The sequence below is a fragment of the Kitasatospora sp. NPDC015121 genome (assembly GCF_055562955.1).
Map to the genome: position 1 here is coordinate 74,109 of NZ_JBVHEH010000029.1, position 23,451 is coordinate 97,559.

The window sequence follows — 23,451 nt, forward strand, 5'->3', positions numbered from 1 at the left end:
ATCGTGGTAGTTTCGTTGAGCGGGAGTCACCGTTGTATGCTCTCCCGGTTGCCTGGAGCATCCCGGGCTAGTTCAAGTACCTGATCTGAAGTCTTGGAGTGACTCCTGTGGCTGCCAACTGTGACGTCTGCGGCAAGGGCCCGGGCTTCGGCAACAGCATCTCCCACTCGCACCGCCGCACCCCCCGTCGTTGGAACCCCAACATCCAGACGGTGCGCGCTGTGATCGGGCGGACGCCGAAGCGGCTCAACGTCTGCACCTCGTGCATCAAGGCCGGTAAGGTCTCGCGCTGACGCGCAGACCGGTGCGCCGGTCACCTCTTTTCCCGTAAGCCGACCACACCCCCCGGGGACCGTGGCCGGCTTTCGGCATTTCCCCGCCGGGAGGCGCTCCGGGGGTCCCGGAACGCCCCGCCCGCCTACCCCCTGGCCTGCCAGAAGTGGTCCACCGGCCCGATGCCGGCGCCGAGCGCGAAGCCGTGCGCGATCGCACCGGTGACGTAGGCCTTGGCGCGGGCGACGGCCAGCGGCACCGGGTCGCCCTTGGCGAGCTGGGCGGCGACGGCGCTGGCGAGGGTGCAGCCGGTGCCGTGGGTGTGGCGGTTGTCGTGGCGGGGGGCCCGGTACCAGTGGGGTTCGCCGTCGGGGCCGAGCAGCAGGTCGGCGGCTTCGCCGTCGAGGTGGCCGCCCTTGACCAGGGCCCAGTCGGGGCCGAGGTCGCGCAGCGCCTTCGCGGCGTCGAGCATGTCGTGCTCGCCGGTGACGGTGATCCCGGTGAGCTGGGTCACCTCGTGCAGGTTGGGTGTGGCGAGGGTGGCGACCGGCAGCAGGCGCTCGCGGAGGGTGGCGACGGCGTCCGCGGCGAGCAGCGCGTCGCCGTGCTTGGAGACGCCGACCGGGTCGACGACGACGGGGGCGGGGGTGCCGGCGAGCAGGTCGGCGACGGTCTCGACGAGCGCGGTCGAGGCGAGCATGCCGGTCTTGACGGCCTGGACGCCGATGTCGTCGACGACGCTGCGGTACTGGGCGCGGACGGCTTCGGCGGGCAGCTCCCAGTAGCCCTGGACGCCGAGCGAGTTCTGCGCGGTGACGGCGGTGATGACGCTCATGCCGTGGACGCCGAGGGCGAGCATGGCCTTGAGGTCGGCCTGGATGCCCGCACCGCCGCCGCTGTCGGAGCCGGCGACGGTGAGGACTCGGGGCGGGGCGGCGGTTTCGGTGCTCATGCGCCCCAACCTACCGATCCCGCCGGACGGCTCAGAGCACGGCCTCGGATTCGGTCCAGCGCTCCTCGGGGACGGTCTTGAGCTGGACGACGGCGTCGGCGATCGAGGTGAGGTGGATGTCGGTGCCGCGCAGCGCGGTGAAGTGCCCGAACGCGCCCTTGTGGACGGCCTCGACCGCGTGCCAGCCGAAGCGGGTGGCGAGCACCCGGTCGAGCGCGGTGGGGGTGCCGCCGCGCTGGGTGTGGCCGAGGATGACCGGCCGGGCCTCCTTGCCGAGCAGGTTCTCCAGTTCGATGGCGAGCCGGGTGCCGATGCCGCCGAAGGTCTGGTGCCCGAACTGGTCGACCTGGCCGTGCTCGAAGCGCAGCGTGCCGGGCAGCGGCTGGGCGCCCTCGGCGACCGCGATGATGGCGAACTTCTTGCCGCGCTGGAAGCGCTCCTCGATCATCCGGGCGACGGCCTCGATGTCGAAGGGCTTCTCCGGGATGAGGATGCCGTGGGCGCCGCCGGCCATGCCCGCGGTGAGGGTGATCCAGCCGGTGTGCCGGCCCATCAGCTCGACGACCATCACCCGCTGGTGCGACTCGGCGGTGGTCTTGAGCCGGTCGATGGCCTCGGTGGCGACGTGCACGGCGGTGTCGAAGCCGAAGGTGACGTCGGTGGCGTCGATGTCGTTGTCGATGGTCTTGGGGACGCCGACGACGGGCAGCCCGGCGTCGCTGAACAGCTTGGCGGCGGTGAGGGTGCCCTCGCCGCCGATCGCGATCAGCGCGTCGATGCCCAGGTTCGCGGCGAGCTGCTTGGAGTTCTCGACCGCCCAGCGGATCTTCTCGCGCTGCACCCGGGCGGAGCCGAGGATGGTGCCGCCGAGGGTGAGCAGGCCGGTGACGTCGTCGTGCGAGAGGGGCCGGGCGCGGCCCTCGATCAGGCCGAGGAAGCCGTCCTCGATGCCGAGGATCTCGTCGCCGTGCACGTCGGTGCCGCGGTGCACGACCGAGCGGATCACCGCGTTGAGGCCCGGGCAGTCGCCGCCGCTGGTGAGGACGCCGATTCGCATGGTGGCTGCGCTCCCTGCTCCCGGGGGCGCGCGCCCCCGCGTACGTAGGTGGACCGGACCGTCGACGCTGTCGGCCCGCCCGACAGGCGCAACACTACGCGTTCGGGGGCCCTCGGCCCGGCAGCCACCAGGGCGCGGACTACCCCTCGGCGAAGTGGTCCCAGCCCGCGGTGCGGTCCCAGGGGGCGCCGTCGACCGTGACGCTTCCGCCCCGGCCGGGGCGGGCGGTCCGGACGACCTCGCCGATGACCCGCCAACGGGCGGGCAGCGGGACGGACTTGGGGAAGGTCGCGACGATCGCGTGGTCCTCGCCGCCGGACAGCACCCAGACCAGCGGGTCGACGCCGACGGCCTGCCCGATGTCGGCCATCTGCGCGGGGACGTCGAAGTCGGCGGCGTGCAGGTCGATGTCGACGTCGCTGGCCCGGGCGACGTGGCCGAGGTCGGCGACCAGGCCGTCGGAGACGTCGACCATGGCGGTGGCGCCGAGCTCGCTGGCGGCGGGGCCGGCGTGGTACGGCGGTTCGGGGCGGCGGTGGGCCTCGACGAAGGCGCGCGGGGAGCGGAATCCGCGCTGCAGGACGGTCAGCCCGGCGGCGGACCAGCCGAGCCAGCCGGTGACCGCGACCACGTCCCCGACCTGCGCGCCGGAGCGCACCACCGGGCGCCGGCCCTGCAGGTCGCCGAGCGCGGTGATGGCGAGCGTGATGGTGTCGCCGCGCACCACGTCGCCGCCGACCACGGTGGCCCCGGCCACCTGGCACTCGTCGCGCAGGCCGTCCATCAGCTCGGTGGCCCAGGTGGTGGGCAGGTCGGCGGGGGTGACCAGGCCGAGCAGCAGCGCGGTCGGGACGGCGCCCATCGCGGCGATGTCGGCGAGGTTCTGCGCGGCGCACTTGCGGCCGACGTCGTACGCGGTGGACCAGTCGCGGCGGAAGTGCCGGCCCTCGATCAGCACGTCGGTGGTGGCCACCACCCTGCCGTCGGGCGCCTTGACCACGGCAGCGTCGTCACCGGGTCCGAGCTCCACCGCCGGGGTCATCGGCAGCCGCGCGGTCAGCTCCCGGATGAGCCCGAACTCGCCGAGCTCGCCCACGGTCCCCTGCATCAGCCCGTCCTCCCGCGTTCCCCGTGTCCGATTGGTGTGCGCCCCCGCGCGCAGCGTACGCCTTCCGGGCCCTCCGGGGTCTCCCCGGTCCGCACCCGGGCGCGGTAGCGTGGTTGATCAGACTGCCGGTCCGCTCTCCCACCCCACCCAGCCGCCTGGAGGTCCACCGTGGTGCAGGCGTACATCCTGATCCAGACCGAGGTGGGCAGGGCCACCGCGGTAGCCGAGTCCATCGCCAAGATCGGCGGGGTCATCACCGCCGAGGACGTGACGGGCCCGTACGACGTGATCGTCCGCGCCGAGGCGGAGTCGATCGACGAACTGGGCCGCCTGGTGGTGGCCAACGTGCAGCAGGTCGAGGGGATCACCCGCACCCTGACCTGTCCGGTGGTGCGGCTGTAGGACGGCTTACCATCGTGCGGTGGCCCTCCGCGTCCTCCTGAACCGCCTGCCCGCCCCGGTGCGCTGGCTGGCCCCGCCCGCCGTGCTGCTCGCCTGCACGGCCGGGCTGGTCGCCGCCTGGAGCGGCGAGCCGGACGTCGCCGCGCCGCGGCCGGCCGCCGAGGCGGCCGGCTACTGCCGGGCGCTGGACGCCGCGCTGCCCGCCGAGGTGCTGGGGCACGCCCGCCGGGACCCGTCCCCCGCCTCCCCGTACACCGCCGCCTGGGCGTCCGCCCCGCGCACCGTGCTGACCTGCGGCGGCGAGCGCCCGGCCTACCTGGACGCGTTCGACCGCAAGGGCCCCTGCGTGGACGGCGTCAGCTGGGGCATGGACGAGGACGGCAGCGGCGGCTACCGCTTCGCCACCGGGCTGCGCAAGGCGTACGTGGAGGTGGAGGTCCCGGCCGGCGCGTACGGCAACTACGCGGACCCGCTCTCCTCGCTCTCGGCGGCCATCCGGTCGTCCGTCCCGGTGATCGACGGGACGGACGACTCGAAGTGCCAGGACGACTAGGGCGCCGTCAGCGCAGGCCGGTGGAGCGGCGCAGCGCGGCGGTCAGCAGGCGGTCGATCAGCTCGGCGTAGGGCACGCCGGTGGCCTCCCACATCTTGGGGTAGGCCGAGATCGGGGTGAAGCCGGGCATCGTGTTGACCTCGTTGACCATCCAGCGGCCGTCGGCCAGCAGGAAGAAGTCGACCCGGGCCAGGCCCTCGCAGCCGAGGCCCTCGAACACCTCGACGGCCTGCCGGCGGATCTCGGCCTGCTCGGCGTCGGTGAGCTCGGCGGGGATCCGCACCTCGGAGGAGTCGATGTACTTGGCCTCGAAGTCGTAGAACTCGAAGTCGCCGTCGACCAGCACCTCGGCGGGCACCGAGGCGCGCGGGCCGTCCTCGAACTCCAGCACGCCGCACTCGACCTCGCGGCCCTCGACGCCCTTCTCCACGATCACCTTCGGGTCGTGGCGGCGGGCCTCCTCGACCGCGGCGTCCAGGTCGGCGAGGTCCTTGACCTTGGTGATGCCGATCGAGGAGCCGGCCCGGCAGGGCTTGACGAACAGCGGCAGGCCGAGCGCGGCGATCCGCTCGCGGGCGGCGGCCCGGCCCGCCTCGGACTCCCACTCGCGCGGCTTGAGCACGGTGTACTCGCCCGCGTACAGGCCGAGCGACTCGATGATCCGCTTGGTGAACTCCTTGTCCATGCCGACCGCGGAGGCCAGCACGCCGGAGCCCACGTACGGGACGCCGGAGAGCTCCAGCAGGCCCTGCAGGGTGCCGTCCTCGCCCCACGGGCCGTGCAGCAGCGGGAGCACCACGTCGACCTCGCCGAGCACCTTCGGCGCGGCACCGGGCTCGCTCCACACCACCTCGCGGCTGCCGGGGGCGGCCGGCAGCGCGACCTGGCCCTCGGTGGACTCGGCGACCTGGTCGACGTCCGGCATCCGGCCGTCGGTGATGGCCATCCGGGACGGTTCGTCGCCGACCAGGGCCCACCGGCCCTCGTGGGTGATGCCGATCGGCAGCACCTCGTACTTGCCGCGGTCGATCGAACGCAGCACGCTGGCGGCGGTGACCACGGACACGCCGTGCTCGGAGCTGCGACCGCCGAAGACGATCGCGACGCGCGGCTTGGCCGCCTGGTTCGGGGAGGTCTGTTCGATGCTCATATCGGCGTTGAGACTACCGTCCGATTCCGGTCAGCGGCGCTCAGGCTTGGCCGAACGGGCCATCAGCCCTTCGAGTACCTCCTGGGTCGGCCGGCCCTTGTGCACCACATCGACGACGGCCTCCACGATCGGCATGTCGACCCCGTTGCGCCGGGCCAGGTCGAGCACCGACTCGCAGGACTTCACTCCCTCGGCGGTCTGGCTGGTCGCCGCGATCGTCTCGGCCAGCGTCATGCCGCGGCCCAGGTTGGTGCCGAAGGTGTTGTTCCGGGACAGCGGCGAGGAGCAGGTCGCCACCAGGTCGCCCATCCCGGCCAGTCCGGCGAAGGTGTGCGCGTCGGCGCCCAGCACCAGGCCCAGCCGGGTGGTCTCGGCCAGCCCGCGGGTGATCAGCGTCGCCTTGGTGTTGTCGCCCAGCCCCATGCCGTTGGCCATGCCGACCGCCAGGCCGATCACGTTCTTCACCGCGCCGCCCAGCTCGCAGCCCACCACGTCGGTGTTGGTGTACGGGCGGAAGTACGGGGTGTGGCAGGCCTTCTGGAAGCGCTTGGCGACCTCCTCGTCGGTGCACGCCACCACCGTCGCGGCGGGCTGCCGGTTGGCGATCTCGCCGGCCAGGTTCGGGCCCGACACCACCACGACCCGCTCCGGGCCGACCCCGGCGACCTCGGCGATCACCTCGCTCATCCGCTTCACGGTGCCCAGCTCGACGCCCTTCATCAGGCTGACCAGCGCCGTCCGCGGCCCGATCAGCGGCGCCCAGAGCGCGAGGTTGTCGCGCAGCGTCTGGGACGGCACCGAGAGCACCGCGAAGTCCGCGCCGGCCAGCGCCTCGGCGGCGTCCGTGGTGGCCCGGACGCCCGCGGGCAGCACCAGCTCGGGCAGGTAGTCCCGGTTGACGTGCTCCCGGTTGATCGCGTCGACCAGCTCCGCCCGGCGGCCCCAGAGCGTCACCTCGCAGCCCGCGTCGGCCAGGATCATCGCGAAGACGGTGCCCCAGGAGCCCGTCCCCATCACCGCGCAGCGGGTCACCGGCCGCCCTCCTCGGCGGCGCGCTCGCGCTTGGCCTGGGCGGCCGCGGCCCGGTCCTTGGCGGCCCGGCGCATGTCGTACCGCTCCTTCGGGGCCTGCTCGCCGCGGATGTCCTCCAGCACGGCGGTGATCGCCGCCATGATGTCGTCGGTGGCCTCCCGAAGCACCCGGGCGGTGATCTCCTGCCCCTGGTACCGGCTCAGGTCGACCGCCGGGCCCGCCGCGACGATCACCCGGTGCCGCGGGAACAGGCGGTACTTGCCCTTGCCCTTGCCGTACGGCGGGATGATCTCGTGCGCGCCCCAGTGCGCCACCGGGATGACCGGCGCGCCGGTCATCAGCGCGACCCGGGCCGCGCCGCTCTTGCCGGTCATCGGCCACAGCTCGGGATCCCGGGTCAGCGTGCCCTCCGGGTAGAACTGCACGCACTGGCCGCCGTTCACCGCGTCGATCGCGGCCCGGAACGCCTCGGCCGCGTCGGTGGACTCCCGGAACACCGGGATCTGACCGGTCTTGCGCAGCATGAAGCCGATGAACGGCACCGAGAACAGCGAGGACTTCGCGAGGATCCGCGGCGGGCGGCCCGAGTTGTACTGCCAGTGCGCGTAGAACACCGGGTCGATCACCGAATTGTGGTTCACCGCGGCGATGAACCCGGACTTCTCGGGCAGGTGCTCCCAGCCGCGCCACTCCGCCTTTGCCAGGGCGTTGGTCACCGGCTTCACGAGCACCGCCGCGAAGCGGTACCAGATCCCGTAGTCGGCGTTTCCGAACCTGGCGTTAGAGCGGCGGGCCACCCCAGCTCCTCCTCATCCGTGCGGCGCCCCGTACTGCGCCGCGGTCTCACCTCGCCGGGGCCGGCCAGCGGCTCCGGGGCGGCGACCAGTCTCGCCCGGGAGCCGAGCCTGTGTCGAGCTGCCACCACCGCCACCAGCCGCCCGGCCCCCGCCCGCCGCCGGGGACACCCCCCGGCACGCTGGCCAGGGCTCCCCGGCCGACGCCACAATGGCGCCGATGACAGAGGACACCGTACGCCCCGCCGCCGTCGGGCCGACCGCCCCGGGGCGGCCCCGCAGCCCGGCGGACCCACCGCGGACCGGCTGGTCGGTGGTCGTCCCGGTGAAACCGCTCGCCGAGGCGAAGAGCCGGCTGGCCGCGCTCGGCGGACTGCGGCCCCGGCTCGCCCTCGCCTTCGCCCGCGACACCGTCGCCGCCGCGCTCGCCTGCCCCGCCGTCGGCCGCGTCCTGGTGGTCACCCGGGACGCGCGCGCCGCCGAGGCGCTGCGCGCGCTGGGGGCCGACGTGCTGGCCGACGAGCCCGGCGGCCTCAACCCGGCGCTCGCGCACGGCGCCGCGAGCGCCCTCCGGCGCCACCCCCGCTCCCCCGTCGCCACCCTCTCCGCGGACCTGCCCGCGCTCCGGCCCGCCGAACTCGCCCGCGTCCTCGCCGCGGTCCCGGCCCGCGGCCGGGCCTTCCTGCCCGACGCCCCCGGTACCGGCACCGTGCTGCTCGCCGGCGCCGACGGCGCTCCGCTCCGCCCGGCCTTCGGTCCCGGCTCCCGCGCCGCCCACCTGGTCGGCGGCGCCACCGAGCTCCGCCTCCCGCGCGTCCCCTCCGTCCGCCGCGACGTGGACACCCCCGCCGACCTGGCCGCCGCCCACCTGCTCGGCCTCGGCCCGGCCACCGCGGCCCTGCTCCGAAGCCCTATGCTGGCTCCCATGCAGGCCACCGCGTTCACCTTCGAGCCCACGACCCGCTCCGGCTCGGTCCTGCTCGACGACGGCACGCCCGTCCCCTTCGACACCCCCGCCTTCGACGCCGGCGGCCTCCGCCTCCTCCGCCCCGGCCAGCGCCTGCGCATCCGCACCACCGGGGAGGGCCCCGACCGCCGCGTGGTCTTCCTCACCCTCCCGACCTTCCCCGACCCGGAAGCCGACGCCCCGCAGCCGTAGCCCACAGTCGTTCCCCGCGGCCGTGACCCCGGCCCGTCCGGCGGTCAGACGCCCCACCGGTACGGCGCGTCCCGGCCCGGCCGCCCGCCCGAGCCGTCCAGGCCCAGCGCGGCGACCTCCGGGGAGGCGACCAACCTGAGCGGCACGGGCCCCGGTTGGAGCGGCCCGTCGACCGTCGGGAGCACGCTGATCAGCCGGGTGCGGCCGAGCAGCGCGAAGCTGAGCCGCAGTCGGCCGTCCCGGGCCAGGAACTCCTCGGTGCGTTCGGTCGCCCCCGGCCCGAAGAAGTACCGGTAGGCCTCGAACTGCGTCCAGCCGAGCGGGAGGATGCGCAGGACCTGCCAGAGCGAGGAGAGCGCGGGCGCGAGGGTGAGGAACGAGGCCGGCTCGGTGACCTCCTCGATGCCGACGGTGTAGCCGGGTGGCGTGTCCTTCACGGCGGCTCCTGGGGTGGGTCGAATTCGGCCCAGACGGTGTGGGTGCGGGTGCGGTAGCGGTGCCCGTAGCGGTCGGCCCGGGTGAGGACGTCGAGGACGGCGAGGTGGTCGCGCGGGTCCGGGGTGGTGAGGTAGTCGGCTTCCACCCGGTAGCCCCCGTCGGGCAGCCGGATGATCCTGGCTTCGGATCCGGTGGCCGCGGCGAGCCTGGATGCAAGGTCGAACACCCTCGTGCTTGGCACGCCGCGCCTCTCCCCGAAGTCGGTCGATCACTCATAGTGAATCTAAGCCATTAGATTCCACCTGATGCATTAGGTTGTCAAGCTGAATCACCCGTCACCACCGTCCTGCCGTCACCCCCGGCAGGTCACGCCCTCCGCCGGGAGACGCCAGATGCCCTCACAGGACCCGCCGTACCTCCGCATCGCGGACCACCTGCGCCGTCGGGTGACGGCCGGGGAGTGGGCGGTCGGCGAGCGGCTGCCGTCCCGGGCGCGGCTGGCCGAGAGCTACGGGGTGGGGCCGAACGTGCTCCAGCGGGCGCAGGAGGTGCTCATCGCGGAAGGGCTGCTGTAGGGCCGGACGGGGTCGGGCACGTACGTCCGGGAGCCGGTGGAGCGGCTGACGATGGTCCGGTCGCGGACGGCGGGGCTGTTCCCGGCCGCGCTGACGCCGGACGGCGAGTGGGAGTCGGAGTCGGCGGCCCGCACGCCCGCCCCGGAGGGGATCGCGCGGCGGCTGCGGATCGAGCCCGGCGCGCCGACGGTGCACACCCGCTACGAGTTCCAGCTGGACGGCCGGACGGTCCAACTCGCCGACTCCTGGGAGCCGATGGAGCTCACCGGCGGCTCCCCGGTGCTGCTGCCCGAGTACGGCCCGCTGCACGGCCGGGGCGTGGTGGCCCGGATGGCGGCGATCGGGGTGCGGGTGGCGCGCGCGGTGGAGCGGCTGCGCCCCTCCCGGGCGAGCGCGGAGCAGGCGGCGCTGCTGGGGATCGCCTCGGGCGACGCGGTGACGCTGATCGAGCGGACGTACCTGGACGACTCCGGGCGGCCGGTGGAGACCGCCGATCTGGTCATTCCGGATTCCCGCTGGGAGATCTGCTACGAGCTGCCGCTGACGCCCGCGGAGTAGCGGCGCGGAGCGGTGGCTGGCCGGTCCGCGGCGGAATTCGCCTTTCCTTTCCGTTCCGGGCGCCCGCGCTGACGCCGCGTCGCGCCGACGGCCCCTCAACCGGTCGGCCCCGCCGGGCCGCCGGGACGGAGAAACGGCCGCGCCGGTCCGGGCCCGGGCGGAACCCGGGCCGGACCGGCGCGGCCGGTGCCCCGGTGCCGGTCGGGCCGGCGCCGGAGGTGGGGCGACTACTTGGCGGTGGACTTGCGCGCGGTGGTCTTCCGCGTGGCGGTCTTCTTCGCCGGAGCGGTCTTCTTGGCGGTGGCGGCGGTCTTCTTGGCGGCGGCCGCGGTGGTGGTCTTCTTGGCCGCGCCCTTGGCCGGGGTCGCCTTCTTGGCCGCCGCGGTCTTGGCCACGGTGGTCTTGGCGGGGGTGGCCTTCTTGACCGCGGTCTTGGCGGGGGCCGCCTTCTTGGCCGTCGTGGCGGTGGTCTTCTTGGCGGCGGTCTTCTTGGTCGCGGCGGCGGCGGTGCCGGCGGCCGCGGCCCGCTTGGTGGCGGCCCGCTTGGCGGCCGGGGTGGCGGCCACGCCGGACTTGCCCGGGGTGAGCGAGCCCTTGGGCGCCTTCTTGACGGACGGGCCGTCCTTGGGCAGCTTCTTGCTGCCGGAGACGAGGTCCTTGAAGCCCTGGCCGGGACGGAACCGCGGCACGGCGGTCTTCTTGACCTTGACCCGCTCGCCGGTCTGCGGGTTCCGGGCGAAGCGCGCCGAGCGCTCCACCTTCTCGAAGGTGCCGAAACCGGTGACCGAGACGCGGTCACCCGCCACGACGGCACGCACCATGGTGTCGAGCACTGCGTCGACGGCCTCTGCGGCAGCCTTGCGACCGCCCAGCTGCTCGGCCACCGCTTCGACAAGCTGAGCCTTGTTCACGTCTTCCCCTTCGGAAACGGGCGCCGGATGATTCCATCCGTTCTTTTCGCACGTTAGGTATGTATCTGCGGACTTTCAATTACCAAACGCGTGAATCACCCTAGTGTCGCAATGGATTTGCGCATGGAGGTGCTCACCTGGGAGGCATCCGCCCCTCGTCGAGGTCCTGCACAAAGCGACTCAACCGCCGTGCCGCCTCCGGGAGATCGCGCTTCGCGGTCTCGGTGACGATCAGCAGTTGTCGGGTGAGAGCGGTCTTTGCGTCCGTCGACACGTTCAGCGCGTGAACGCGGGCGTGGGCTTGCTTCAACCGCTCGGCCACCAGTGCGTAGAGCAGGGTGACTTCCGAGTCGGCAGCACCGTCCCGACCGTCCCCGGACGCGGGTTCGCCGTCCTGGTACGGGGGTTCGGGACTGTGGTGCATGCAACGATTGTGCCATCTGTACGGAGTTGCGCTACACCAGGGTCTATTCCGGGCTGACGAACTCCCCTGCGAACAACGAAGACCCGCCCCGGAGGGGGGCGGGTCTTGTTGTCGGTCCGTCAGAAAGCGGTGGCTCAGGCGACCGGCTGGGTGCGCGGCTTGTAGGCGGGGCGCCGCGCCTCGAACGCGGCGATGTCGCCCTCGTCCTGCAGGGTGATGCTGATGTCGTCCAGACCGTTCAGCAGCCGCCAGCGCACGTTGTCGTCCAGCTCGAACGGCGCGGTGACGCCCTCGGCCCGGACCTCGCGGGTCTCCAGGTCGACGGTGATCTCGGCGGTCGGGTCGGCCTCGGTCAACTCCCAGAGCTTCTCGACGGTCTCCTGCGGCAGGACCACCGTGAGCAGGCCGTTCTTCAGCGAGTTGCCGCGGAAGATGTCGGCGAAGCGGGAGGAGATGACGGCCTGGAAGCCGTAGTTCTGCAGCGCCCAGACGGCGTGCTCGCGGGACGAGCCGGTGCCGAACTCGGGGCCGGTCACCAGGACGGAGGCGCCCTGCCGCTCGGGCAGGTTCAGGACGAAGGACTCGTCCTTGCGCCAGGCCTCGAACAGGCCGTCCTCGAAGCCGGAGCGGGTGACCTTCTTGAGCCAGTGCGCCGGGATGATCTGGTCGGTGTCCACGTTCGAACGGCGCAGCGGGACGGCCCGGCCGGTGTGGGTGGTGAACTTCTCCATGGCGTCAGACCTCCACGGCCACGTTGTCGGTCAGGTCGGACGGTGCGGCCAGACGGCCCAGCAGCGCGGTCGCGGCGGCCACCTGGGGGGAGACCAGGTGGGTGCGTCCGCCCTTGCCCTGGCGGCCCTCGAAGTTGCGGTTCGAGGTGGAGGCGCAGCGCTCGCCCGGGGCCAGCTGGTCCGGGTTCATGCCCAGGCACATCGAGCAGCCGGCGTGCCGCCATTCGGCGCCCGCGGCGGTGAAGACCTTGTCCAGGCCCTCCTCGACGGCCTGCAGGGCGACCCGGACGGAGCCGGGGACGACCAGCATCCGCACGCCCTCGGCGATCCGCCGGCCCTCGACGACGGCCGCGGCGGCCCGCAGGTCCTCGATCCGGCCGTTGGTGCAGGAGCCGACGAAGACCGCGTCGACCTTGACCTCGCGCAGCGGGGTGCCGGCCTCCAGGCCCATGTACTTGAGGGCGTTCTCGGCGGCGATCCGCTCCTGCGGGTCCGCGAAGTCCGCCGGGTCCGGCACGTTCGCGCCCAGCGGCGCGCCCTGGCCGGGGTTGGTGCCCCAGGTGACGAACGGGGTCAGCGAGGCGGCGTCGATCAGCACCTCGGCGTCGAAGACCGCGTCCTCGTCGGTGGCCAGGGTCTCCCAGTAGGCGACCGCGGCGTCCCAGTCCTCGCCCTGCGGGGCGTGCGGGCGGCCCTGCAGGTAGTCGAAGGTGGTGCGGTCGGGGGCGATCATGCCGGCCCGGGCGCCCGCCTCGATGGACATGTTGCAGATCGTCATCCGGGCCTCCATGGAGAGGCTGCGGATCGCCGAGCCGCGGTACTCCAGGACGTAGCCCTGGCCGCCGCCGGTGCCGATCTTGGCGATCACGGCCAGGATCAGGTCCTTGGCGGTGACGCCCTCGGGCAGCTCGCCCTCGACGGTGATCGCCATGGTCTTGAACGGGGCCAGCGGCAGCGTCTGGGTGGCCAGCACGTGCTCGACCTGGCTGGTGCCGATGCCGAAGGCCAGCGCGCCGAAGGCGCCGTGGGTGGAGGTGTGCGAGTCGCCGCAGACCACGGTCATGCCGGGCTGGGTCAGGCCCAGCTGCGGGCCGACCACGTGCACCACGCCCTGCTCGACGTCGCCCAGCGAGTGGATGCGCACGCCGAACTCGGCGGCGTTCTTGCGCAGCGTCTCCAGCTGGACCCGGGAGACCGGGTCGGCGATCGGCTTGTCGATGTCGAGGGTGGGGGTGTTGTGGTCCTCGGTGGCGATCGTCAGATCGGTCCGGCGGACCGGGCGGCCGGCCAGCCGGAGGCCGTCGAAGGCCTGCGGGCTGGTCACCTCGTGCAGCAGGTGCAGGTCGATGTAGAGCAGGTCGGGCTCGCCCTCGGCGCGCCGGACGACGTGGTCGTCCCAGACCTTCTCTGCGAGTGTCCGTCCCATCGGATTCCCTCCAGCCGGCCGCTCTGCCGGCCTTCTCGTGATCGTCGAGGTCTTGTCCCGTGCCGCCCTGTGAGGCTCGCTTGGAGTCGCGACCTGCACGCCGGACCGTCCAGGATGCGGACACCGTGGTGGGGTGCCGTCCTGGGTGTCTCCCGGGCTGCTGACACCAAGAGTGGCGCTTTTCTCGGAAGATTGAACTTGCGTCTCGCTGATTGAGACTGCAGTATCGAGACATGGACAACACTAGCGGCGTCGGCGTTCTCGACAAGGCCGCTCTGGTGCTCAGCGCACTGGAGTCGGGCCCCGCCACGTTGGCGGGGCTGGTCGCCGCCACCGGTCTGGCACGGCCCACGGCCCACCGACTCGCCGTCGCACTCGAGCACCACCGCCTGGTCACCCGCGACATGCAGGGCCGCTTCATCCTCGGGCCCCGGCTCGCCGAGCTCTCCGCCGCGGCCGGCGAGGACCGGCTGCTGGCCGCCGCCGGACCGGTGCTGACCCACCTGCGGGACGTCACGGGCGAGAGCGCCCAGCTCTACCGCCGGCAGGGCGAGATGCGGATCTGCGTGGCCGCCGCCGAGCGCCTCTCCGGCCTGCGCGACACCGTGCCGGTCGGCTCCACGCTGCCGATGAAGGCCGGCTCCGCCGCCCAGGTGCTGCTCGCCTGGGAGGAGCCCGAGCGCCTGCACCGCGGCCTCCAGGGCGCCCGGTTCACCGCCACCGCGCTCAGCGGCGTGCGCCGCCGCGGCTGGGCCCAGTCCATCGGCGAGCGCGAGCCCGGCGTCGCCTCGGTCTCCGCGCCCGTCCGCGGGCCCTCCAACCGGGTGGTCGCCGCCGTCTCGGTCTCCGGCCCGATCGAGCGCCTGACCCGCCACCCCGGCCGGATGCACGCCCAGGCCATCATCGAGGCCGCCAATCGCCTCACCGAGGCGCTGCGCCGCAGCTGAGCCGCTCCCGCACCCGTACGACGTCCCCCGGCCGGCGGCCGGGGGACGTCGTCGTACCGGAGGGCGTCGTCGTACCGGGCCTGGACATGCAAAAAGAGCCCCGGTCACCCGGAGCTCATTCTGTGGAGCGTTTCTTGGCTGGGGTACCAGGACTCGAACCTAGACTAAATGAACCAGAATCACTCGTGCTGCCAATTACACCATACCCCATGAGTACCCCCGACCGGATTCGAACCGGCGCTACCGCCTTGAGAGGGCGGCGTGCTAGGCCACTACACAACGGGGGCCTGAACGAGTGAGTACCCCCGACCGGATTCGAACCGGCGCTACCGCCTTGAGAGGGCGGCGTGCTAGGCCACTACACAACGGGGGCGAGACTCATTCATTCATCTGCAATTGTCAAGAATTGCGTACCCCCGACCGGATTCGAACCGGCGCTACCGCCTTGAGAGGGCGGCGTGCTAGGCCACTACACAACGGGGGCTTACTGCAGTGAGGTGCTGCGCTGGGGTACCAGGACTCGAACCTAGACTAACTGAACCAGAATCAGTCGTGCTGCCAATTACACCATACCCCACCAGAGTTCAACCCCTCTGCGGGGTCTTCCTCGGTGTCTTGCGCCTCCCGGCCCGGGCGGCGCAGAAAGAACATTACCCGACGCCCCGCCCCGCTCCAAAATCGATAACCGCAGGCAGCGCGCCGGACACCTGCGGGCCAGGTCAGCGACACGGCCCGCAGGTGCCCGGGGGGCGCCCGGGAGGCGGCTCAGGAGGCCGGGAGCAGCTCCAGCGCGGACCGCAGGCGGCGGAGCGTCTCCTCGCGGCCGAGCAGCTCCATCGACTCGAACAGCGGCGGGGAGACCCGGCGGCCGGTGACCGCGACCCGCAGCGGGGTGAAGGCGAACTTGGGCTTGATGCCCAGGCCCTCGACCAGGGCCGCGCGCAGCGCGGCCTGGATCGGCTCGGGGGTGAAGTCCGGCAGTTCGGTGAGCGCCTCGACCGAGGCCTCCAGCACCGGGCGGGCGTCGGCGGTGAGGACCTTGGCGCCGTCCTCGGGGTCGACCGCGAAGTCCGCGGGGGCGACGAACAGGAAGCCGGCCATGGTGACGATCTCGGAGAGGACGACCATCCGCTCCTGGGTGAGCGGCGCGACCTTCGCCAGCAGGTCGAGCTGCTCGGCGGCGGGCTCGGCCGGCAGCAGGTCGGCGGCCTGCAGGTAGGGCACCAGCCGCTCGACGAACTCCGCGGGGGCGAGGCGGCGGAGGTGCTCGGCGTTGATGTGCTCGGCCTTCTTGAGGTCGAAGCGGGCCGGGTTGGCGTTGACGTGGTCGATGTCGAAGGCGGCCACCATCTCGTCGACGTCGAAGATGTCGCGGTCCTCGGCGAGCGACCAGCCCAGCAGGGCCAGGTAGTTGAGCAGGCCCTCGGGGAGGAAGCCGCGCTCGCGGTAGAGGTTGAGCGAGGCCTGCGGGTCGCGCTTGGAGAGCTTCTTGTTGCCCTCGCCCATCACGTACGGCAGGTGGCCGAACCGCGGGGTGGTGCCGTTGCCGACGCCGATCTCCGCCAGGGCGGCGTACAGGGCGATCTGACGGGGCGTCGAGGAGAGCAGGTCCTCGCCGCGCAGGACGTGGGTGATCTCCATCAGGGCGTCGTCGACCGGGTTGACCAGGGTGTACAGCGGGGCGCCGTTGGCCCGGACGATGCCGTAGTCGGGGACGTCCTTCGGGTCGAAGGAGATCGGGCCGCGGACCAGGTCGTCGAAGGCGAGGGTGGTGTCGGGCATCCGGAAGCGGAGGATCGACGGGCGGCCCTCGGCCTCGTAGGCGGCCTTCTGCTCGGCCGTCAGGTCGCGGCAGTGGCCGTCGTAGCCGGAGGGCCGGCCGGCCGCGCGGGCGGCCTCGCGGCGGGCGTCCAGCTCCTCGGTGGTGCAGTAGCAGGGGTAGGCGTGGCCGGCCGCGCGCAGCCGCTCCGCGACGTCCGCGTAGACGTCCGTCCGCTGCGACTGGCGGTAGGGGGCGTGCGGGCCGCCGACCTCGGGGCCCTCGTCCCAGTCGAAGCCGAGCCAGCGCATGGCGCCGAGCAGCTGCTCGTACGACTCCTCGGAGTCCCGGGCCGCGTCGGTGTCCTCGATCCGGAACACCAGGGTGCCGCCGTTGTGCCGGGCGTAGGCCCAGTTGAACAGGGCGGTGCGGACCAGGCCGACGTGCGGGTTGCCGGTCGGGGAGGGACAGAAGCGGACCCGGACGGCCGGGTTCCCCGCGGCGGAGCCGCTGATACCTGCATTAGCCACGCTTGATCACCTTGTTGGAGAGGGTGCCGATGCCTTCGACGGAGACGGCGACCTCGTCGCCGATGTTCAGGGGGCCGACACCCGCGGGGGTGCCGGTGAGGATGACGTCGCCCGGGAGCAGGGTCATCGCCTCGGAGACGTGCACGATCAGCTCGGCGACCGAGCGGACCATCTGCGAGGTGCGGCCGGCCTGCCGGAGCTCGCCGTTGACGGTGCAGGTGACGGCCAGGTCGGCGGGGTCGAGGTCGGTCTCGATCCACGGGCCGAGCGGGCAGGAGGTGTCGAAGCCCTTGGCGCGGGCCCACTGGCCCTCGCGCTGCTGCACGTCGCGGGCGGTGACGTCGTTGGCGCAGGTGTAGCCGAAGACCACCTCGGGGACGCGCTCCAGCGGCACCTCGCGGCACATCCGGCCGATCACCACGGCGAGTTCGGCCTCGTACTGCACGTCCGCGGAGAACGGCGGGTAGGCGATCGACTCGGTGGGGCCGATGACGGCGGTGGAGGGCTTGAAGAAGGTCAGCGGGACGGCCGGGACCTCGTTGCCCAGCTCGGCGGCGTGCGCGGCGTAGTTGCGGCCGACCGCGACGACCTTGCTGGGGAGCATCGGGGCCAGCAGCCGGACGTCCTGCAGGCGGTGGGTCTCGCCGGTCGGCTGGGGGGTGCCGAAGGGGTGGCCGGCCAGCGCGTGGACCACCAGCGAGTCGGGTTGCGCGGCGTCCCCCTCGATGATTCCGAAGGAGACCGAGCCCGCCGCGGGGCTCCCTTCGCGGACGGAGAACCTGGCGATACGCACAGCCCTGCAACCTCTCGGTTCGTCGGCCGCCCGGACGCTCCCGGACGGTTGCCGGGCCCGCAGTACCGGGCTCGGCTCGTGGGTACCAGGTTATCGGCGCGAGGGGCCGCCCCGCCCCGCGCGGGGTGCCGGGGCGCGGGCCGGGTCGGGCTGGGCCGTCCGGGTCAGCGGACGGTGCGGCGCGGGTTGGCCGTGGAGGCCGGGAGGTCGGTGGAGTACGTCCGGGCGACGCGGGTCGCGAAGCCGGGCAGCTGGGCGAAGTCCGCGACGGAGGCCAGCGTGGTGCGGCGCGGGTTGGCCGTGGAGCCGGGGGCCTTGGTGGTCGTCTCGGACATCTGCGTCAGCACCCTTGTTTCACTCGAACTCGAATCGGACTTTTGCGCGGGCCCGCCGCCGGGCAGGCTCCGAGCAACCCTGCCAGGTTAGGGAGCCCATTCCACAGCGACCGTGACCAAAGCTACACATCGGGCTGTGAGTTTGCTCACAATTGCCGGTGCAAAGGGCGCGGAGGTGACGATTCCGGCCAATGCCGGAATCCACCATTAGGGATATCACGGACATTCGGCGCACATGCCGATCTTCCCCTTCGTTGACCTGGACACGTCGAGTGTCCGAAAAGGACCGTATTCCACGCCGTGAGCGCCACGCAACGTGAGTCCCCGCGCGCGGAGGGTGGCCCAGGACACCGTGTCGTAACGGCCCTTGTTGGACTTCCCCCGCTGTGCTGGAATGCCACGGAAAAACTCGACACCGCCCTATCTCCGCCCGGCGGGGAAGGGCGCCCGGTCCAGAGGTTGCGACGCCAGTGCAGGGACGTTTCAAGAGGGGCAGCGGCGCCGCGGGTGACCCGGAGTCGCGGGAGCCCGTGGCCGGCCCCCACCAGGCGACACCGGCGACGACGGGCCAAGGCGAGCGGCCGTACGGCTCCCCCGCCGAGCCCGCCGCCGACAGCGGTGCGCAGGGCGCGAACAGCGCGCCCCAGCAGGACGGCGACAAGCCGGCCGGTCCGAAGAGCCGTCGCGCCAGACTGCGCGGCACGCTCAACCGCCGCCGGGCCACCGGCCTGAGCCGCTTCGCCATGCGCAACTGGCGGATCCGCACCCGCCTGATCGCCCTGCTCTTCCTGCCCGTGATCGTGGCGCTGGTCTTCGGCGGCCTGCGCGTGCAGGGCTCGATGGAGAACTCCCGCGAGCTCTCCCAGATGAGCGACCTGGCCGAGCTGGCCCGCACCGCGACCGACCTCGCCGACGCCCTGCAGACCGAGCGCGACATCGCGGCCGGCCCGGTGGCGCACGGCGGCAACGCGGACACCGACAAGGACGTGCAGCAGGCGTACTCCGTCAGCAGCGCGCTGTCGAAGAAGTTCAACGCGGCCGCCGACAAGTTCGACGACCTCGACCTGGCCGGTTCCAAGACCCTGCTGCTGCAGGTCCGCAAGGACCTCAACACGCTGCCGCGGGCCCGCCGGGGCGCCTTCACGGACCCGAACAACATCCAGGCCACGATCACCAACTACAACGTGATCATCAACGACCTGATCGGCGCCGCGCAGGACATCGCGATCACCTCGAACTCCACCGAGCTGGTCAAGTCCACCCGGACCCTGTACCAGTTCTCGCTGTCCAAGGAAGCCACCTCCATGCAGCGCGCGCTGATCTCGGCCGCGCTCGCCAACCCGGTGGCCCCCACCCTCTCCGCCTCCGACGAGACCTTCGGCATCCGGCTGATCAACTCCGAGGACAACGCGATGGAGAACTTCACCGCGCTGTACGGAGAGGGCGCGGCCCGCTCGCTGCGCTCGGCCATGAGCTACAACAAGGTCGTCGCCGAGGCCGACCGGTTCGCCCAGGCGGTGCTGAACCCGAACGGCATCAAGCAGGCCGACGGCGTCAGCTACCAGCAGTGGTACGAGGAGTCCACGGCCAAGATCAACGCCGAACGGGTCATCGAGAAGAAGCTCCTCTCCGACCTCGACGGCAAGGCCCAGCAGCTGCAGTCGGACGCCGACGCCCAGTCGGTCATCAACGCCTCGCTGGTCGCCCTGGTGCTCGTCGTCGCCATCGCCGGCGCCGCCCTGGTGGCCCGCTCGATGGTGCGCTCGCTGACCCGCCTGCAGGCCTCCGCCGAGGACGTCGCCGAGCGGCGGCTGCCCGAGCTGGTCAAGACGCTCTCCGAGAGCGACCCGCACGACGTCGACGTCACCGTCGAGCCGGTCGGCGTCGACTCCGCCGACGAGATCGGCCACGTGGCGCACGCCTTCGACATGGTGCACCGCGAGGCGGTCCGCCTGGCCGCCGAGCAGGCGCTGCTGCGCGGCAACATCAACGCGATGTTCACCAACCTCTCGCGCCGCAGCCAGGGCCTGATCCAGCGCCAGCTGTCGCTGATCTCCGAGCTGGAGAGCCGCGAGGCCGACCCGGACCAGCTGGCCTCGCTGTTCAAGCTCGACCACCTCGCGACCCGCATGCGCCGCAACGGCGAGAACCTCCTCGTCCTCGCGGGCGAGGACCCCGGCCGCCGCTGGACCCGCCCCGTCCCGCTGGTCGACGTGCTGCGCGCCGCCGCCTCCGAGGTGGAGCAGTACGAGCGCGTCGAGCTCGCCTCGGTGCCCACCGCCGAGGTCGCCGGCCGCGTCGTCAACGACCTCGTCCACCTGCTCGCCGAGCTGCTGGAGAACGCCACCTCGTTCTCCTCCCCGCAGACCCGGGTCCGGGTCACCGGCCACGCCCTGCCGGACGGCCGGGTGCTGATCGAGATCCACGACACCGGCATCGGCCTCTCCCCCGACGACCTCGCCGACATCAACGAGCGCCTCGCCAACCCGCCGGTCGTGGACGTCTCCGTCTCCCGCCGGATGGGCCTGTTCGTGGTCGGCCGGCTGTCCCTGCGGCACGGCATCCGGATCCAGCTCCGCCCGTCCGACTCCGGCGGCACCACCGCGCTGGTCATGCTGCCGGTGGACGTCACCAACTCCGCCGAGCGGCGCGGCAACCGGCCCGGGCCCGGGCAGCCGGGCCAGCCCGGCCAGCCGCCGCAGGGCGGCCGGCCGCGCGGCCTGGCGCCGACGCCGCGCCAGCAGGGCCGCCCGGCGGGCGACCTGCCCGGTGCGCGCACCGCGCTCGGCCAGGCGGGCCCGAACGACCCTGCGGGCCGTCCGCAGCTGGGCCAGGGCCCGGCCGGCGGCAGCCCCGACCTCTTCTCCCCGGCCGGCTCCTCCGGCCCGGCCGCGCCGCAGCGCACGCCGGGCGGACCCGGCGGCCCGGGCGCGCCCGGCGGCCAGCCGGGCGACGGCGGCTTCGGCCCGAACGGCGCCTTCGGCGGCCGCTCGCCGCAGCCGCAGGGCCGCCCCGGCGCGCTGCCGACCCGCTCGGTCGGCCAGTCGCTGCGCGAGAACCCGGCGGCGGGTGCGCCGGCCGGTCCGGGCGCGGGCGCGCCCGGTGGTCCGGGTGCCGGTGCGCCGGCCGGCGGCGGGCTGCCGCCGCGGCGGGTGCCGGGCGCCTCGGGCGCCCCGGGCCTCCAGGACGGTCCGGGCCAGCAGCGCGGCGGGCTGCCGCCGCGCCGCCCGCAGCCGGGCCAGCAGCCCGGCCAGCCCGGCCAGCCGCCGCAGGGCGGTCCGCAGGGCCCGGGTCCGCGTCGCCCGCAGGCGCCGCAGGGCCCGCAGGGCGCCCCGCTGCCGGGCCGGCCGCGTCCGGGCGGTGAGCCGGCCCAGCACGGGCGGGCCGAGCAGCCGCCGCGCCGTCCGCTGCCGCAGCAGCAGGCGCCGGCCGCCCCGGTCGAGCAGTCGGGCGGGTTCGACCGGCCGCGCTTCGAGGCGTCCGACATCGACCCGCGCGACCCGCTGGGCCTCGGCCTGGTGGAGCCGGTGCTGCCGGACCCGGTGGGCCAGGGCTTCCCGCCGGTGCAGCAGCAGTACGCCGAGCGTCCGCAGCAGGCCCAGCAGCCGCAGCAGTTCGCCGAGCGCCCGCAGCCGATGGCGCTGCCGACGGCCGGCGAGCGGTCGGCCGGGCCGGGCGCCCCGGTGCCGGGCCACGAGCAGCTCCGCCCGCGTGCGTACCAGCCGCAGCGCCCCGGCACCTCCGCGCCGGGCTTCACCGAGCGTCCGCAGGCCGAGCCGGTCGAGCGGCAGCGCCCGCAGGGGCCCGGCCCGCAGTCGCAGGGCCTGCCGCAGCGCCCGGCGCCGGGCGGTGCCCCGCAGCAGCAGCGCCCCACCGGCCCGCAGCAGCAGCGTCCGGCCGCGCCCCAGCAGCCGCAGCAGCCGCAGCAGCCGCAGCAGCAGCCCCAGCGTCCGACCGGCCCGCAGGGCCAGCCGGGCCCGGGCCAGCGTCCGGCGGCGCCGTTCGGCGGTGCCCCGCAGGCCGGTCCGCAGGGCGCCCCCGCGGTCGACCCGCAGGGTGACCCGGACGCGCCGTGGCGCCCGTCGGCGAACGACGAGCGCTGGCGGCGGGCCGAGCAGATGCGCGAGCCGCAGACCAACGGCCTGACCACCTCGGGGCTGCCGCGCCGCACCCCGCAGGCCAACCTGGTCTCCGGCAGCGCCGAGGCCAGCCCGCTGACCGGCCCCCAGGTCTCGCGCAGCCCGGAGGAGGTGCGCGGCCGGCTGACCAACCTGCGGCGCGGCATCCAGCAGGGCCGCCAGGCGGGGACGCAGCAGCCGGGCTTCGGCGGTCCCGGGCCGCAGCAGCGGCCGGGCTTCGACTTCGGCGGGACGTCCGAGGGCTACCGGGGAGCCCGGGGCGGGCGGTCCGACGTCGATGGCAACAACGGCTTCGGCCCCGAGCACCAGGAGCGTTGAGTTGATCCAGATGAGCCAGGCCGCACAGAACCTGAACTGGCTGATCACCAATTTCGTGGACAACACCCCCGGGGTGTCCCACACCGTGGTGGTCTCCGCCGACGGTCTGCTGCTGTGCATGTCCGAGGGCTTCCCCCGGGACCGCGCCGACCAGCTGGCCGCCGTCGCCTCCGGACTGACCTCGCTGACCTCCGGCGCCAGCCGCATCTTCGAGGGCGGCGAGGTCAACCAGACCGTGGTCGAGATGGAGCGGGGCTTCCTGTTCCTGATGGCGATCAGCGACGGCTCCGCGCTCGCGGTGCTCGCCTCGCCGGACTCCGACATCGGTCTCGTCGGCTACGAGATGGCGCTGTTGGTCGACCGGGCCGGCGCGGTGCTCACGCCGGCCCTGCGGGCGGAGCTCCAGGGCAGCCTGCTCCACTGACGGGCCGGTTCCACCCGACTCCTCAGCACCACCCTCACCGTGCCGGACCCTCACCCGACCCCCGGGTCCGGCACTCCCACCCCAGGTCTTCGCCGTACGGTGGCTGACAGCCCGTCAGTCAACGGCCCGCGGGCTCCGGCCGCGAACGACTGCAGCACAAGGAGGACGCATGACCCCGCCCCCGACACCCGCCGGCGCGTACGGCAACGGTTACGGAAACGGCTACGGCGGCCAGCAGGCCGGCGGGTACGGCGGCCAGCAGTCGGACGGCTACGAGCAGCAGCCGCTGGTCCGCCCGTACGCGATGACCGGCGGTCGCACCCGGCCGCGCTACCAGCTGGCCATCGAGGCGCTGATCTCGACGACCAGCACCACCGCCCCCGGCGGGCTGCTCCCCGAGCACGCCCGCATCGTGTCGCTGTGCCGCGACGTGAAGTCGGTGGCGGAGATCTCCGCGCTGGCCGGCGTCCCGCTCGGGGTCGCCCGCATCCTCGTCGCAGACCTGGCGGAAGCCGGTCTGGTCGCCATCCACCAGCCCGCCGCCGCGGGCGAGTCGGGCGGTACGCCTGACGTCACGCTGCTCGAAAGGGTCCTCAGTGGACTTCGCAAGCTCTAACGCGGCCGCCCCCAGCCGCGCCACCACCTCCGCCAAGATCGTCGTCG

Annotated in this window: 22 protein-coding genes, 5 tRNA genes and 2 pseudogenes; 9 read left to right on the top strand and 20 right to left on the bottom strand. The window is 73.3% G+C overall.

The window, feature by feature from the left end:
• Positions 1-107: 107 nt before the first annotated feature.
• Positions 108-293: a 50S ribosomal protein L28 gene (gene rpmB / locus ACZ3J7_RS33150; protein ID WP_014138233.1), complete on the top strand. Its 186-nt coding sequence runs from the start codon at positions 108-110 to the stop codon at positions 291-293.
• Positions 294-418: 125 nt separating this feature from the next.
• Here rpmB and thiD read toward each other — a convergent pair whose 3' ends face one another.
• From thiD to ACZ3J7_RS33165, 3 genes are all read right to left on the bottom strand, one after another.
• Positions 419-1,225 (bottom strand): bifunctional hydroxymethylpyrimidine kinase/phosphomethylpyrimidine kinase, encoded by an 807-nt coding sequence (thiD, locus tag ACZ3J7_RS33155; protein WP_465627094.1) that lies wholly within the window; start codon positions 1,223-1,225, stop codon positions 419-421.
• A 31-nt stretch (positions 1,226-1,256) separates the two neighbouring features.
• The gene (locus tag ACZ3J7_RS33160) at positions 1,257-2,282 is read right to left on the bottom strand and encodes a 6-phosphofructokinase (RefSeq protein WP_465627095.1); all 1,026 of its coding nucleotides are present in this window, start codon (positions 2,280-2,282) and stop codon (positions 1,257-1,259) included.
• Positions 2,283-2,421: 139 nt separating this feature from the next.
• Positions 2,422-3,390 carry a thiamine-phosphate kinase gene (locus tag ACZ3J7_RS33165; RefSeq protein ID WP_465627096.1) on the bottom strand — a complete coding sequence of 323 codons (969 nt, stop codon included), beginning with the start codon at positions 3,388-3,390 and terminating at the stop codon, positions 2,422-2,424.
• 168 nt (positions 3,391-3,558) lie between these two features.
• Here ACZ3J7_RS33165 and ACZ3J7_RS33170 point away from each other — a divergent pair, with 168 nt between their 5' ends.
• Together ACZ3J7_RS33170 and ACZ3J7_RS33175 are read left to right on the top strand one after the other, a co-directional pair.
• Positions 3,559-3,792, top strand: a complete 234-nt coding sequence (locus ACZ3J7_RS33170; RefSeq protein ID WP_465627097.1) for an Lrp/AsnC ligand binding domain-containing protein — start codon at positions 3,559-3,561, stop codon at positions 3,790-3,792.
• Positions 3,793-3,811: 19 nt separating this feature from the next.
• Positions 3,812-4,345, top strand: coding sequence for a DUF3515 domain-containing protein (locus tag ACZ3J7_RS33175; RefSeq protein WP_465627098.1), 534 nt, complete (start codon positions 3,812-3,814; stop codon positions 4,343-4,345).
• Between the two features lie 7 nt (positions 4,346-4,352).
• Here the strand turns inward: ACZ3J7_RS33175 and ACZ3J7_RS33180 are convergent, their stop codons facing one another.
• The 3 genes from ACZ3J7_RS33180 to ACZ3J7_RS33190 are packed head-to-tail and all read right to left on the bottom strand — an operon-like array spanning position 4,353 to position 7,324.
• Complete coding sequence (locus tag ACZ3J7_RS33180) at positions 4,353-5,495, bottom strand: D-alanine--D-alanine ligase family protein (RefSeq protein ID WP_465627099.1); 1,143 nt, start codon at positions 5,493-5,495, stop codon at positions 4,353-4,355.
• A 30-nt stretch (positions 5,496-5,525) separates the two neighbouring features.
• A complete protein-coding gene (locus ACZ3J7_RS33185) occupies positions 5,526-6,527 on the bottom strand; it encodes an NAD(P)H-dependent glycerol-3-phosphate dehydrogenase (protein WP_465627100.1) in 1,002 nt (333 codons plus the stop codon).
• Positions 6,524-7,324, bottom strand: coding sequence for a lysophospholipid acyltransferase family protein (locus ACZ3J7_RS33190; protein WP_465627101.1), 801 nt, complete (start codon positions 7,322-7,324; stop codon positions 6,524-6,526). Before ACZ3J7_RS33190 ends, ACZ3J7_RS33185 begins: the two co-directional genes overlap by 4 nt.
• A gap of 217 nt (positions 7,325-7,541) precedes the next feature.
• Between ACZ3J7_RS33190 and cofC the strand changes: the two are divergent.
• Positions 7,542-8,249: pseudogene (gene cofC / locus ACZ3J7_RS33195) on the top strand (2-phospho-L-lactate guanylyltransferase); the annotation flags it as partial.
• 275 nt (positions 8,250-8,524) lie between these two features.
• On the opposite strand, the gene ACZ3J7_RS33200 reads toward cofC, so the two are convergent.
• Entirely contained in the window at positions 8,525-8,917 is a 393-nt protein-coding gene (locus ACZ3J7_RS33200) for a hypothetical protein (RefSeq protein WP_465627102.1), read from the bottom strand.
• A complete protein-coding gene (locus tag ACZ3J7_RS33205; RefSeq protein ID WP_465627103.1) occupies positions 8,914-9,159 on the bottom strand; it encodes a hypothetical protein in 246 nt (81 codons plus the stop codon). The genes ACZ3J7_RS33200 and ACZ3J7_RS33205 overlap by 4 nt, the downstream gene beginning before the upstream one ends.
• Before the next feature lie 151 nt (positions 9,160-9,310).
• Between ACZ3J7_RS33205 and ACZ3J7_RS33210 the strand changes: the two are divergent.
• A pseudogene (locus ACZ3J7_RS33210) lies at positions 9,311-10,051 on the top strand (GntR family transcriptional regulator).
• A gap of 227 nt (positions 10,052-10,278) precedes the next feature.
• On the opposite strand, the gene ACZ3J7_RS33215 reads toward ACZ3J7_RS33210, so the two are convergent.
• From ACZ3J7_RS33215 to leuC, 4 genes are all read right to left on the bottom strand, one after another.
• Positions 10,279-10,962 (bottom strand): HU family DNA-binding protein, encoded by a 684-nt coding sequence (locus ACZ3J7_RS33215; RefSeq protein ID WP_465627104.1) that lies wholly within the window; start codon positions 10,960-10,962, stop codon positions 10,279-10,281.
• A 133-nt stretch (positions 10,963-11,095) separates the two neighbouring features.
• Positions 11,096-11,386: an SCO5555 family protein gene (locus ACZ3J7_RS33220; RefSeq protein ID WP_465627105.1), complete on the bottom strand. Its 291-nt coding sequence runs from the start codon at positions 11,384-11,386 to the stop codon at positions 11,096-11,098.
• A gap of 134 nt (positions 11,387-11,520) precedes the next feature.
• Positions 11,521-12,117 carry a 3-isopropylmalate dehydratase small subunit gene (gene leuD / locus ACZ3J7_RS33225; RefSeq protein WP_465627106.1) on the bottom strand — a complete coding sequence of 199 codons (597 nt, stop codon included), beginning with the start codon at positions 12,115-12,117 and terminating at the stop codon, positions 11,521-11,523.
• 4 nt (positions 12,118-12,121) lie between these two features.
• Positions 12,122-13,543, bottom strand: coding sequence for a 3-isopropylmalate dehydratase large subunit (gene leuC / locus ACZ3J7_RS33230; RefSeq protein WP_465627107.1), 1,422 nt, complete (start codon positions 13,541-13,543; stop codon positions 12,122-12,124).
• Between the two features lie 233 nt (positions 13,544-13,776).
• On the opposite strand from leuC, the gene ACZ3J7_RS33235 reads away from it, so the two are divergent.
• Positions 13,777-14,490 (top strand): IclR family transcriptional regulator, encoded by a 714-nt coding sequence (locus ACZ3J7_RS33235; RefSeq protein WP_033215067.1) that lies wholly within the window; start codon positions 13,777-13,779, stop codon positions 14,488-14,490.
• A gap of 135 nt (positions 14,491-14,625) precedes the next feature.
• Here ACZ3J7_RS33235 and ACZ3J7_RS33240 read toward each other — a convergent pair.
• The 8 genes from ACZ3J7_RS33240 to ACZ3J7_RS33275 form a co-directional block, all read right to left on the bottom strand.
• Positions 14,626-14,700, bottom strand: a tRNA-Gln gene (locus tag ACZ3J7_RS33240).
• A gap of 4 nt (positions 14,701-14,704) precedes the next feature.
• Positions 14,705-14,777, bottom strand: a tRNA-Glu gene (locus ACZ3J7_RS33245).
• Positions 14,778-14,790: 13 nt separating this feature from the next.
• Positions 14,791-14,863 (bottom strand) — tRNA-Glu (locus ACZ3J7_RS33250).
• A gap of 38 nt (positions 14,864-14,901) precedes the next feature.
• Positions 14,902-14,974 (bottom strand) — tRNA-Glu (locus tag ACZ3J7_RS33255).
• 21 nt (positions 14,975-14,995) lie between these two features.
• Positions 14,996-15,067 (bottom strand) — tRNA-Gln (locus ACZ3J7_RS33260).
• Between the two features lie 188 nt (positions 15,068-15,255).
• Positions 15,256-16,779, bottom strand: coding sequence for a glutamate--tRNA ligase (gene gltX, locus ACZ3J7_RS33265; RefSeq protein WP_465627108.1), 1,524 nt, complete (start codon positions 16,777-16,779; stop codon positions 15,256-15,258).
• Entirely contained in the window at positions 16,772-17,572 is an 801-nt protein-coding gene (locus ACZ3J7_RS33270) for a fumarylacetoacetate hydrolase family protein (RefSeq protein ID WP_465627109.1), read from the bottom strand. The genes gltX and ACZ3J7_RS33270 overlap by 8 nt, the downstream gene beginning before the upstream one ends.
• Before the next feature lie 164 nt (positions 17,573-17,736).
• Positions 17,737-17,907 carry a hypothetical protein gene (locus ACZ3J7_RS33275; RefSeq protein WP_465627110.1) on the bottom strand — a complete coding sequence of 57 codons (171 nt, stop codon included), beginning with the start codon at positions 17,905-17,907 and terminating at the stop codon, positions 17,737-17,739.
• Positions 17,908-18,437: 530 nt separating this feature from the next.
• Between ACZ3J7_RS33275 and ACZ3J7_RS33280 the strand changes: the two genes are divergently transcribed.
• From ACZ3J7_RS33280 to ACZ3J7_RS33290, 3 genes are all read left to right on the top strand, one after another.
• Positions 18,438-22,364 (top strand): sensor histidine kinase, encoded by a 3,927-nt coding sequence (locus ACZ3J7_RS33280; protein ID WP_465627111.1) that lies wholly within the window; start codon positions 18,438-18,440, stop codon positions 22,362-22,364.
• 10 nt (positions 22,365-22,374) lie between these two features.
• A complete protein-coding gene (locus ACZ3J7_RS33285) occupies positions 22,375-22,788 on the top strand; it encodes a roadblock/LC7 domain-containing protein (RefSeq protein WP_097236138.1) in 414 nt (137 codons plus the stop codon).
• A 169-nt stretch (positions 22,789-22,957) separates the two neighbouring features.
• Entirely contained in the window at positions 22,958-23,404 is a 447-nt protein-coding gene (locus tag ACZ3J7_RS33290; protein WP_014138210.1) for a DUF742 domain-containing protein, read from the top strand.
• The last annotated feature ends 47 nt before the right edge of the window (positions 23,405-23,451 follow it).